Annotated in this window: 10 protein-coding genes; 2 read left to right on the top strand and 8 right to left on the bottom strand. The window is 70.1% G+C overall.

Features of this window, described 5'->3' with window-relative positions:
• The first annotated feature begins 61 nt into the window (after positions 1–61).
• Both AB1046_RS08490 and AB1046_RS08485 read left to right on the top strand, forming a co-directional pair.
• Positions 62–691: a superoxide dismutase gene (locus AB1046_RS08490; protein ID WP_369374274.1), complete on the top strand. Its 630-nt coding sequence runs from the start codon at positions 62–64 to the stop codon at positions 689–691.
• A 199-nt stretch (positions 692–890) separates the two neighbouring features.
• A complete protein-coding gene (locus AB1046_RS08485) occupies positions 891–2558 on the top strand; it encodes a cytochrome bc complex cytochrome b subunit (RefSeq protein WP_369375633.1) in 1668 nt (555 codons plus the stop codon).
• A gap of 1 nt (position 2559) precedes the next feature.
• On the opposite strand, the gene AB1046_RS08480 is transcribed toward AB1046_RS08485, so the two are convergent.
• The 8 genes from AB1046_RS08480 to AB1046_RS08445 form a co-directional block, all read right to left on the bottom strand.
• On the bottom strand, positions 2560–2841 hold the full coding sequence (locus AB1046_RS08480) for an Lrp/AsnC family transcriptional regulator (RefSeq protein WP_369374272.1): 282 nt from the start codon (positions 2839–2841) through the stop codon (positions 2560–2562).
• A complete protein-coding gene (locus AB1046_RS08475) occupies positions 2835–4652 on the bottom strand; it encodes a DEDD exonuclease domain-containing protein (protein ID WP_369374270.1) in 1818 nt (605 codons plus the stop codon). The genes AB1046_RS08480 and AB1046_RS08475 overlap by 7 nt, the downstream gene beginning before the upstream one ends.
• A gap of 89 nt (positions 4653–4741) precedes the next feature.
• A complete protein-coding gene (locus tag AB1046_RS08470) occupies positions 4742–5572 on the bottom strand; it encodes a phosphoribosylaminoimidazolesuccinocarboxamide synthase (RefSeq protein WP_369374268.1) in 831 nt (276 codons plus the stop codon).
• A gap of 10 nt (positions 5573–5582) precedes the next feature.
• Positions 5583–7193 (bottom strand): alpha-amylase family glycosyl hydrolase, encoded by a 1611-nt coding sequence (locus AB1046_RS08465; protein WP_369374266.1) that lies wholly within the window; start codon positions 7191–7193, stop codon positions 5583–5585.
• Positions 7190–8722 (bottom strand): glucoamylase family protein, encoded by a 1533-nt coding sequence (locus tag AB1046_RS08460; RefSeq protein WP_369374264.1) that lies wholly within the window; start codon positions 8720–8722, stop codon positions 7190–7192. Before AB1046_RS08460 ends, AB1046_RS08465 begins: the two co-directional genes overlap by 4 nt.
• A 26-nt stretch (positions 8723–8748) precedes the next feature.
• Complete coding sequence (locus AB1046_RS08455) at positions 8749–9933, bottom strand: glycoside hydrolase family 1 protein (RefSeq protein WP_369374262.1); 1185 nt, start codon at positions 9931–9933, stop codon at positions 8749–8751.
• 9 nt (positions 9934–9942) lie between these two features.
• Positions 9943–10806, bottom strand: coding sequence for a carbohydrate ABC transporter permease (locus AB1046_RS08450; RefSeq protein WP_369374260.1), 864 nt, complete (start codon positions 10804–10806; stop codon positions 9943–9945).
• Between the two features lie 14 nt (positions 10807–10820).
• A complete protein-coding gene (locus tag AB1046_RS08445; protein ID WP_369374258.1) occupies positions 10821–11711 on the bottom strand; it encodes a carbohydrate ABC transporter permease in 891 nt (296 codons plus the stop codon).
• Position 11712 lies beyond the last annotated feature (1 nt).

Genomic DNA, 11712 nt, shown 5'->3' with positions numbered 1-11712 from the left:
CCCCCGTCCGATGTACGAACAGGCCGCCAGATCGACGGCCTAGCAATCCAGGAGGAAGTTGATGGCTGTCTACACGCTCCCCGACCTGACCTACGACTACGCAGCGCTCGAGCCGCACATCTCGGGCCGGATCCAGGAGCTGCACCACTCCAAGCACCACGCCACATATGTCGCCGGGGCCAACACTGCCCTCGAGCAGCTCGAGGAGGCTCGCGAGAAGGAGAACTTCGCCGCGATCAACCTCTACGAGAAGAACCTCGCGTTCAACCTCGGTGGCCACGTCAACCACTCCGCGTTCTGGACCAACCTGTCGCCCGAGGGCGGCGGCGAGCCCACCGGCGAGATCGGTGCCGCGATCGACGAGCACTTTGGCTCGTTCGAGAAGTTCAAGGCGCACTTCACGGCTGTCGCCACGGGTGTGCAGGGCTCGGGCTGGGCGATCGCTGCCTGGGACTCGATCGGCTCGCGGCTGATCATCACCCAGCTGTTCGACCAGCAGGCCAACATCGCGCTCGGCCTCACGCCGATCGTCCTGCTGGACGTCTGGGAGCACGCCTACTACCTCGACTACCAGAACGTGCGCCCGAACTACATCAAGGCCTGGTGGAACATCGTGAACTGGGCCGACGCCGAGGCGCGCCTGCAGCGCGCGAAGACGCAGACCGCGGGCCTCATCGTCCCGGCGGTCTGACGCCGCGGCGGTCTGAACGCCTGACCGGCTGACCAGATCCGGTGCACCGGGGGCGACCCCAGGGTGCACCGGATCTTCTCTGTCACGGATCGGCCCCCTGATTCGTCGTCAAGGGTGGAAGCGGCAACCGGTCCGGTGTCTACTGGTGGTGTCTACCGGAACGGCCCGGGCCTCCTACCCCAGGGGTGATGACGTGGCACTGCAGCAGCGTCCGACAACGACCGTCGGCAAGGCGGCCGACTATCTGGACCAGCGCACCAGCATCGGTGTGCTCGTCAAGGAGTTCGCGCGCAAGGTCTTCCCGGACCACTGGTCCTTCATGCTCGGCGAGATCGCCCTGTTCTCGTTCGTCGTCCTGATCGCCTCGGGCTTCTTCCTGACGATGTTCTTCGAACCCTCGATGGCGCTGGTGCGGTACGAGGGCGAGCACCCGGCGGCGATGCACGGCCAGCTCATGTCGGCGGCTTTCAGCTCCACCGTGGAGATGTCCTTCGAGGTGCGTGGCGGCCTGCTGATGCGCCAGATCCACCACTGGGCGGCCCTGATCTTCGTGGGCTCGATAGTGGTGCACATGTTCCGGATCTTCTTCACCGGCGCCTTCCGCAAGCCGCGCGAGGTCAACTGGATGGTCGGCGCCATCATGCTGATCCTGGCGTTGGCGGCCGGCTTCTCCGGCTACTCGCTGCCCGACGACGTGCTGAGCGGCAACGGCCTGCGCATCATCGACGGCGTGGTGAAGTCGATCCCGTTGATCGGGTCCGGCCTCTCGATGGTGGTCTTCGGCGGCGAGTTCCCGGGCGAGCACATCATTCCGCGGCTGTTCACGCTGCACATCTTCGTGATCCCGGGCCTGCTGATCGCGCTGATCGCGCTGCACCTGTTCCTGATGGTGCTGCAGAAGCACACGCAGTACCCCGGCGGTGGCCGTACCGACAAGAACGTGGTCGGCTACCCGGCGGCTCCGGTGTACGTCGCCAAGATGACCGGCAACTTCTTCATCATCGCCGGCGTGCTGACCCTGATGGGCGCCACGATGGCGATCAACAACGTGTGGAACTACGGCCCGTACGATCCCTCGCCGGTCTCGGCCGGCACGCAGCCGGACTGGTACATCCTGTTCGTCGACGGCGCGCTGCGCCTCATGCCGGGGCCGGGCTGGGAGTGGGTCATCGGCGGGTACACGCTGAGCATGAACCTGCTCATCCCGGCGCTGATCGTGCCGGGCGTGCTGTTCACGCTGCTGTTCGCGTGGCCGTTCATCGAGGCCCGCGTGACCGGGGACCACCGCGAGCACCACGTGCTGGACCGGCCGCGCAACCGGCCGGTGCGGACAGCGATGGGCGTGGCTCTGCTCGTCGCGTTTGTGGTCTGCGCCCTGGCCGCCACGAACGACCTCATCGCCACGCACTTCTCGCTCGACATCTTCGCCATCACCTGGGCGCTGCGGGTGCTGCTCTTCGTGGGCCCGGTGTTCGGGTTCTGGGTGACCAAACGCGTGTGCCTGGGGCTGCAGCGCAAGGACCGCGAGCTGGTGCTGCACGGCCACGAGTCGGGTCGCATCGTGCGGTTCGCCAACGGCGCGTACGTGGAGGTGCACACCCCGCTCGACGACGAGGAGCGCTGGCTGCGCGTCAACTACCAGGCGCCCGCACCGCTGGAGATCGACCCGGCCATGGACGCGCGCGGGGTCAAGCGTCCCGGCTACCGAGCGGACCGCGGATGGCAGCGGGTCTCCCGGTTCTTCTACGAGGACCGCGTCACGCCGGTCACACCCGCCGAGCTCAAGGCCGCGCACTCGCACGGCAACCACGACGAGCTGGAGGCGCCGGCGCGGTCGTCGGCGGGGACTGTCGGGGGGAGTGCGTGAGCTAGTCGTCCAGGCCTAGGGCGAAGGCCTGCTCCAGGTCCGCCTTCGAGAAGGCGCGGAACGCGATGAGGGTCTCGGTGTTCTGCACGCCCGGCACCTTGTTCACCGCGTCGGACACAACCCCGGCGAGCTGGTCGTGCTCCGGCACGCGGACGATGGCCACCAGGTCGGTCTTGCCCGTCACGGAGAAGACCTCGCTCACCCCGTCGATGTTCGCGACCTCCTGCGCGACCTCGGGAATGCGGGACGTCTCGGCGTCGATGAGGACGATCGCGGTCAGCATGCAGCCATCGTAGCCACGATCTCGGAGCGCACATCAGCGCTGGCCTCTGTGCTCGGCTCCGGGTTGGTGTCGGTGCCGATCTCGGTGCGCACCCGGTCCGATGCCCACGTGAGGTCCGCGTGCGCACCCGCCGCGCGCACCGGGCACGCCCACGTGTCGCTGAGGTGCACCAGGCGCACGCCCGGGTTGTCGAGCCAGGCGAGCAGCAGGTCGGTCTCCTCGGGGTGCGCGGCGGGGGCCGGCGGGACGGGTGGTTCCACGTGCTCCGCCGTCGTGCGCAGGGCGGCGACAAGGGGGAGGGGGTCGGCGCCCGGCCCGGACACGTCGGTGGCCGCGAGCCGGCCGTGCTTGATGACCACGATCTCCCAGCCGCCGGGCCGGCCCGGGGCGTCACCGATGCCGGACGGGCGCGCGGCGACCAGCTCGGCGCAGCCCGCCAGCGGTGACAGCTTCTGGGCCCGGTGGGCGCCCGAGACGAAGGCGCGCAGTCGCCGCGTGACCTCGCCCGCCTCCTCGTACCGCTCCTGCTGGGCGAGCGCCGCGATCCGGTCGGAGAGCGCGCGCACCACCGGCGCGGGGTCGCCCGTCAGGGCGTTGCGGGCGGCGTCGGCCACCTGCTCGTAGGAGATGTCAGGCGTGGACGTTGCCACGCAGGGAGCCGAGCAGCGGCCCATGCCCGCCAGGGCGCACGGGCTGCCGGGCTGCTTGGAGACCAGCGGGATGCGGGCGGTGCACTGGCGCAGGTTCAGGGCGTCGTGCAGGGCGTGCACGGCCTCCTGGGCGGTACGCCGGGACCCGAACGGGCCGATGTGGGCCGCGCCCGCCACCACGCCGCCCACCACCGACAGGCGTGGGTAGGCCTCCACGGTGAGCCGCACCCACGAGTGCCGCTCCGGGAACTTGGAGCGCCGGTTGTAGCGCGGGGCGTGCTCGGTGATCAGCCGGAGCTCGCGTACCCGCGCCTCCAGCGGCGTGGCGCACACGACGGGTGTGACCCGCTCGGCGATGCGCACCATCTCCGTGATCCGCTTCCGCTTCTCGGCCGCGGTGAAGTACGAGCGCACCCGCTTGCGGATGTTGACCGACGTGCCGACGTACAGCACCTCGTCGCCCGGCCCGCGGAACAGGTAGACGCCGGGTGCCTCGGGCAGGTCGTCCGCCAGGTGCCGCTTGCGGCGCACCTCCGGGGGCACCGGGTCGGCCGCCGTAGCCAGGTCCTCCAGGTGCGTGATGCCCATCGGCGCGAGCCGCTCGAAGAGGGCGTGCAGCACGTCGACGGTCGCGCGAGCGTCGGCCAGCGCGCGGTGGTCGGGGGAGACCGTGGCGTGGAACAGGTTCGCGAGCGTGGACAGCTTGTGGTTGGGCGCCTCGTCCCGCGTGACCAGGCGGCGCGCCAGGGGCACCGTGTCCACCACGTCGAACCCTGGCCACTCGTAGTCGAGCCGGGCGCACACCGCCTTGAGGAAGCCGACGTCGAACGGCGCGTTGTGCGCCACCAGCACCGTGCCGCGCGCGAACTCCAGGAAGCTCGGCAGCACCAGTGCGATGTCCGGCGCGGTGGCGACCATGGCGTTGGTGATGCCGGTCAGCCGTGCGATGAAGGCCGGGACGGGCTGCCCGGGGTTCACCAGCGACTGGAACTCGCCGAGCACCTCGCCCCCGCGCACCTTCACCGCGCCGATCTCGGTGATGCCACCCTCTTTGGCATTGGTGCCGGTGGTCTCCAGGTCGACCACCACAAAGGTGACGTCGCGCAGGGGCGTGCCAAGCTCCTCGAAGGTGGCCTGGTAGGCGGACGCGGTAGTGCTCACGGGGCAGAGGCTAGCCCGAGACACTGACACGCTTGTTCGAGCCGCGCCGTCAAGCCGCGAAGGCGGCTACCTGGCCCTGCCGGAGCCGCTCAGCCCCAGCGCTCGCCGGTCAGCGTCTCGTAGATCTCGACATAGCGGGCGCGAGTCTCCTTGACCACGTCGTCCGGGATCTCGGGGCCGGGGTAGGTGCGGTCCCAGTCGGTGAGGGTCGAGGACCAGTCGCGCACGAACTGCTTGTCGTACGACCACTGCCCGCGGCCCGGCTCATACTCGCTCGCCTTCCAGAAACGGGAGGAGTCCGGGGTGAGCACCTCGTCGGCGAGCGTCAGGACGCCGTCGGCATCGGTCCCGAACTCGAACTTCGTGTCGGCGATGATGACGCCCCGCTCGCGGGCGATCTCGGCGCCGCGCTCGTAGATGGTGAGCGTCAGGTCCTGCAGGCGGGCGGTGGTCTCCTCGCCCAGGCCTTTGGCGATCTCCTCGACGGAGATGTACTCGTCGTGTCCCTCGTCCGCCTTGGTCGACGGCGTGAAGACGGGCTGCGGCAGCCGGTCGGCCTCGACCAGGCCAGGGGGGAACGCCACACCGGACACGCTGCCGGTGGCGCGGTAGCTGTCCAGGCCGCCGCCCGCGAGGTACCCGCGTGCGATGCACTCGACGGGGACGATCTCCAGCCGCTTGCAGCGGATGGCGCGCCCGGCCCACTCTGCCGGGACGTCCTCGCTGATCACGTGGTTGGGCACCAGGTCGGCGAACTGGCGGAACCACCACAGCGAGAGCTGGGTGAGGATCGCGCCCTTGTCCGGCACGGGCGTCGGCAGCACGACGTCGTACACCGACACCCGGTCGGAAGCCACCAGGATTACGTCGTCGCCGTCCGCGTAGACCTCGCGAACCTTGCCCTTACGGATCAGTTCCACGCGGCCAAGGTTAACGGGCCAGGTCGAGCACCGCGTAGCCATGTCCAGCGAGATGCACGACGTCGGGGCCACCCTCGCCCGCCTCGACGTGGTACCCCCTGGTGACGAGCTCCTGGGCGCCCGCGGCGCCGTCGAGCGGGAGGCTTGCCGCCGAGCGCCCCGGGTTGAGCACCACCGCGAGGTTGCCGCCCCGGACGTACGCGAAGGGGTACCCGGTGGCCAGCACCTCGACGGGCGAGGCGACGTCGAGCCGGTGGTCGCCGTGCCGCAGGGTGATGAGCTCGCGCACCAGGTGGAGCAGCGAGTCGTCGTCGCCCACCTGGTCGGCGACCGTGGGGCGGTCCGGGTCCGGGTCCTGCGGCAGGTACGTGGACGGCGCGGGGGCGCCGGGACCGAAGGTCTCGGCAGGGAGATCACCCCACTGCATCGGGGTGCGCGAGCCCGCCCGGTCGTACGTCGGGCTCAGCCGGGAGCCCTCCAGGGTGGGGGTGCCCGGCACGTACCGCATGCCTATCTCGTCCCCGTAGTAGATCGACGGCATGGCGGGCCACGTCATCGTGAGCACGTGGGCGACGCGAGCCTGCTCGGCGTCGCGCGCACCCGCCACGAGCCGCGTGAAGTCGTGGTTCGACGTCGGCAGGCCCACCACTCCGCCGCGGCCGTCCGCGGCGATGGCGTCCGCCGCCGCCTGCCACGCCCGGACGAACGTGGCTGCTTCCCCCGCCCCGGAATCGTCGGCCCAGGCCGGGACCTCGCCCCAGGACGGGTTCACGGTCCCGGCGCCGTTGTTCCACAGCGAGCGCAGGGGGAGCCCGTCGTCGTCGCCCCCGAACTGGAGGAAGAAGTCGGCGTGGAAGCCCGCTGGGACGGCGACCCGCGGGTTGCCCCACTCGCTGATGAGCACCCGGCCGGGGAAGTCGCGGTCCAGCCATGCGCGCATCTCGTGCCACAGCTTGGCCGTCTCGACGTGCCCCGGGTCGTCCTTGACCAGCGACGACGCCATGTCGACACGGAATCCGGCGACCCCGAGGCCGAACCAGTGCGCCATGATCTCGCGCAGCGCCGCGCGGTTGGCCAGCGGGCCGGGAGCATCGACCGGCTGCCGCCAGGGTTCGGCCGGGTCCAGACGTGCGTAGCCGTAGTTCAGCGCGGGCTGGATGGGGAAGAAGTTGGGCCGGTAGTACCCGCCGCGCGCGCCCCGCCCCGGCTCGAAGCCCTCGACGGGCACGTCGCTCCACACGAACCGGTGGTCGTCGGGGTCGTCGGCGGACGCGCGGAACCACGGGTGCTGGTCGGAGGTGTGGCCCGCGACGAGGTCGAGCAGCACCGAGATGCCGCGGCGGCCCGCCTCTTCCGTGAGCCGCGCCATGTCCTCGTTCGTGCCGTAGCGCGGGGCCACGGTCATGAAGTCCGCGACGTCGTACCCAGCGTCGGCGAACGGGGAGACGAAGCACGGGCTCAGCCAGATCGCGTCCACCCCGAGCCACGCGAGGTAGTCCAGGCGCCCGGCGATGCCGGCGAGGTCGCCGATCCCGTCCCCGTTGGCATCCGCGTAGGACTGCGGGTAGATCTGGTAGAGCACGGTGCGCCCCAGGCGCGAGGCGAGATCGACGGCGGTCACCTGTCCCACCCTACGGCGAACGTCTCCATCGCCATCAGGGGGCGGACCTCCCGCTCCAGGGCGCCGCGCGAGACGTAGCGGCGCATCGCGTCATCGGCCAGCTCGTTGCCGAGCGCGGCCATGATCATGCCCTGGTCGAGGGCCAGGTAGCGCTGGGAGACCTGGCCGCTGCGCACGGCCACGGCGTCGTAGAAACCGCCCGGGCCGTAGGCGTCGAAGTCCCGGGTGATGGCCCGCAAGTTGGTCATCGCAGCGCCCGGCGCGTACCGCAGCGCGAGGAACGACGCGTGCGGCGTCACGACACCGTCGCCGTACTCCGTCGGGGCAGGCGAACCCTCGCGGCAGCCCTCGTAGGGCTGGTCGACGGCGGTCCGTTCCTGGTCCGTGGTGTAGCCCGGACCGTCGAGCCCGAGCTGGTCCACGCCGTACTCGCGGTACCCGCCGGCCGGGTTGTTCGACGGCGAGAAACCCCAGTACCCGTAGCCGGCCTCCTGCATCCCGTGCTCGATCTGGCCGCGCACGTACAGCGGGTGGTTGCGGCCCCACGACCGCGGCCCCCACTTCTCCTCCGGCACGAACAGCGGCACCATCAGCGCCTCGAACATGCTCCCGCCCCAGGTCGGCACTATCCGCATGCCGCGGTACGGCAGGGCACCCTCGAAGACGGGCACACCCAGGTACTCGGCCCACTGCCCGGTCGGCCGCGTCTCGGTCCAGTCCCAGTCGCACGAGTCGGGGAACGTGCGGTACGTGCCGAAGTAGTGCTTCGCCGGGATCTGCCCCGCGGCGATGCCGAGGTAGGACGCGATCCGCGGCTCGGTGTTGAACGCGCCGTAGTGGTGGCCCGTGTACCAGACGTCGGTGCCCATGCCGCAGTAGTCGTCCGCGACCGGCGCGGGCTCCTGCGGGTCGTCGTCCCAGAACCCGCCGCGGATCTGGTTCTGCGCCGGGTCGTAGTAGCAGCCGAAGTTCATCTGCTCGCGGACGGCGTCCGCCTCGCCGGCCAGCGACGGCTCCGCGCGGGCGGTCAGGAGCAGGCCCGTGGCCAGCCAGCCGTTGTCCACGCTCGACAGGAAGGGCTTGACCGGGTCGCCGCTCGTGGGGAACTCCAGGAGCTTGGCGCCCGTGGCCGGGTCGTACCAGTTGTAGAACATGCCGCTCGGCTCGTGCTTCTCCAGCCCGGCGACGGTGTCCAGCGTGGTTGCCAGACGGCGGCGCGCCTCGCGAGCGCTGATCAGGCCGGTGTCGCGGGCCACCACCGTGCTCCACAGGTACGCGCCGATGTTGGTCGGCGAGGTATAGCCGCCGCGGCTGTCCGGGTTCAGGTCGCCGGCGATGTTGTCGTCGGGCAGCCCCGTCTCCTCGACCACCAGCGCGTCGAGCGAGCGCCAGGTGTCTGCCGCCCAGGTGCGGAGCTGACGGCGGTCTGCGCCCTGGTCCGACGTCGCGCCGGTGGCGCTCGCCGGGAGCGCGCAGAACGCCAGGGCAGCGACGGCGGCCGTCGCGACCGCTGTGTGGAATCTCCTCATGATGTGTCTCCTCTACGTCGTCGTAGTCAGGACAGCTGTCCGGTGCGCGCGACCTTGCCCAGCCACGCGAGGCTCGGCTTGGGGGTGCGCTCGAACGTCGTGCGGTCGACGGCGATCAGCCCGAACGTGGGGGCGAACCCGCTCATCCACTCGTAGTTGTCGAGCAGCGACCAGTGCAGGTATCCCTCGACGCGGCAGCCGGCGGCCATCGCGCGGGCCATGCTCTCCAGGGCGCCGGTGGTGTAGTCGATGCGCCGGGCGTCGTCGGCGGTGGCCATGCCGTTCTCGGTGACGATCATCGGCACGCCGTCGGTGATGCGGTGGGTGTACTCCAGCGCCTCGCCGAGCGCCTGCGGGTAGTACTCCCACCCGGTCAGCGTCTTCTCGACGTCGTCCCCGAAGGGCACCGGCTCGCCGTCGGGCCCGATGATGGTGCGCAGGTAGCTCTGCACGCCGATGAAGTCGTCGCCGCGCGCGACCTCCAGGAAGAAGTCCTCGCGCGGGTAGGCGTAGGCGTCGCGTGCGGCCTCGGCTCCGGGCGCGGCCTGGAAGACCTGGTTGGCGATGGTCCAGCCCGCCTGCACGTGCCCCAGCCCGTGCAGGATCTCGACGGCGCGCCGGTGCGCCGTCGCCTGGACCTCGGACGCCGCCTGGTCCGGGGCGGCCAGCCCGGCGGCGTCGAGGTTGGTGCGTCGGCTGGCGCCCAGCATCATCGAGGTGATGTTGGGCTCGTTGATCGTCACGACGTGCCCGACGTCGCCCAGGATCTGAGTTGTGGTCTCGACGTAGCGGCTGAACGTGTCGACGGCGTCAGGTGCGAACCAGCCGCCGCGCTCGGCGAACCACCGCGGGAGCGTGAAGTGCAGCAGCGTGACCATCGGCGTGACGCCGGCCGCCAGGCAGGCGTCGATCATGCGCCGGTAGTGCGCGAGCTGCGCCCGCGAGATCTCGCCCTCGGCGGGCTCGATGCGCGCCCACTCGATCGAGAAGCGGTACGCGTTCAGGCCGGCGTCCGCGAGCAGGCGGATGTCCTGCGGGTAGCGGTGGTAGCTGTCGACGGCGTCGCCCGAGCTCTCCGTGCACAGCGTCCCGGCGACGTGCTCCTTGGCCCACCAGTCGCTGTTGACGTTGCCGCCCTCGGTCTGGTGCGCGGCCGTCGAGGCGCCCCACAGGAAATCGGGCGCGGTGGGCAGCGTGATCGGTTCGGTCACGGATAGCTCCTACTTCAGTCCGGTGGTGGCGATGCCCTGCACGATGTGCCGCTGCAAGACGAGGAAGACGATGAGGATGGGCAGCACGATGACGGTGGCGCCCGCGACCAGCAGGCCGTACTGCACGGTGTTCTGCCCCGTCGAGTAGAGGGCCAGCGCTACGGGCAGCGTGTAGAGGTCGGCGTTCTGCACGGCGACCAGCGGCCACAGGAAGTTGTTCCAGGACCCGAGGAACGTCAGGATGCCGAGCGTGGCGAGCGCCGGCCGGGTCTGCGGCAGCACTACGGCGAAGAACGTGCGGAACTCGCCGGCGCCGTCCACGCGGGCGGCGTCGAGCAGCTCGTCCGGGATGTCGAGCATGAACTGCCGCATCAGGAACACCCCGAACGGCGCCGCCAGGAACGGCAGGATCAGCGCCGCGTAGGTGTTGATGAGATCCAGGTTGGCCACGAGTACAAAGAGCGGCACGAACGTGACCATGCCCGGCACCATCAGGGTGCCCATGACCAGCGCGAACAGGGCACGCCGTCCGGGGAAGTCGAGCTTCGCCAGGGCGTAGCCGACCATCGCGCTGAACAGGACCGACCCGACGGTCACGAGCAGCGCCACGACCACCGAGTTGACGAAGTACCGGGGGAAGTTCAGGGAGGCGAACAGGTCCGTGTAGTTGGACCACGTGAACTGCTCGGGCAGCAGCGTGGGCGGGAACTGCCGGATCTCGCCCTCGGGCTTGACCGAGGAGACGACCATCCACAGCAGCGGCCCGATCGAGGCAGCGAGGCCGATCAGGAGCGCGACGTTGAGGAGGATCGAGCGCGGTGTGAACCGCCGTCTGCGGTGTGTCTCGGCCAGGGGCGCGTCGGTGGTGGTCATCACTTCTCCGGCCATCATTTCTCCGTCCTGAGCAGGCGGAACTGCAGGTAGGACAGGATCACGATGGCGATGAAGAGCACGTAGCTCATCGCGGCCGACAGGCCGTAGTTGCCGAACCCGAACTGGTTGAAGATCTCGTACGCGACCGAGTTGGTGGCACCCAGCGGGCCGCCCTGCGTCATCACGAACGGTTCCTCGAAGAACTGCAGGTAGCCGATGCCGGTGATGACCGCGCAGAACAGCAGCGTGGGCCGCAGCAGCGGCACCGTGATGGACCGGAACTGCCGCACCGCCCCTGCGCCGTCGATCGCGGAGGCCTCGTACAGGTCGCGGGGGATGCCCTGGAGACCGGCCAGGAGGATCACCATCGTGTACCCGACGTTGCGCCAGGTGGCCATCATGATCAGCGACGGCATGGCCCAGACCTCGTCGGTGAGCCAGCGCGGCCCTTCGATCCCGATCACATCCAACGTGGAGTTCACCAGCCCGAAGTCGGGCTGCAGCAGGAACCGCCACACCACCGCCACGGCGACGATCGAGGTGACCACCGGCGCGTAGAAGCCCACGCGGAACACGGACCGGAACCACGCCAGGCCGGAGTTGAGCAGCACTGCCAGGAGCAGCGCTATCGCCAGGGTGAGCGGCATGGCGACGCCGACGAAGTAGAGCGTGTTGCCCGCGGCCTGGTGGAACTTCGGGTCGCCAAGGACCTCGACGAAGTTGTCGAGGCCGACGAAGTTGACCGCCCAGGGCGTCCGGAGGTCGGCCCCCTGCATGTCGGTGAACGCCATGTACAGGGAGGAGGCCACCGGGACCAGCATGAACACGGCGAACAGCACCGTGAACGGCAGCGCGAAGCCCCAGGCGGCCAGGCCCGTGCGGCGGCGGCGTGCGGAGGCGACCACC

Origin of the sequence: Promicromonospora sp. Populi, assembly GCF_041081105.1 — a bacterium.
Classification (GTDB): domain Bacteria; phylum Actinomycetota; class Actinomycetes; order Actinomycetales; family Cellulomonadaceae; genus Promicromonospora.
The sequence above is the reverse complement of the archived record's forward strand: the minus strand, read 5'-3'. Positions and strand labels throughout refer to the sequence as shown.

Coding starts and splice junctions, on each gene's coding strand:
- AB1046_RS08490 (WP_369374274.1), top strand. CDS start 62: ATGGCTGTCTACACGCTCCCCGACCTGACCTACGACTACGCAGCGCTC.
- AB1046_RS08480 (WP_369374272.1), bottom strand. CDS start 2,841: ATGCTGACCGCGATCGTCCTCATCGACGCCGAGACGTCCCGCATTCCC.
- AB1046_RS08460 (WP_369374264.1), bottom strand. CDS start 8,722: ATGAGGAGATTCCACACAGCGGTCGCGACGGCCGCCGTCGCTGCCCTG.
- AB1046_RS08450 (WP_369374260.1), bottom strand. CDS start 10,806: ATGACCACCACCGACGCGCCCCTGGCCGAGACACACCGCAGACGGCGG.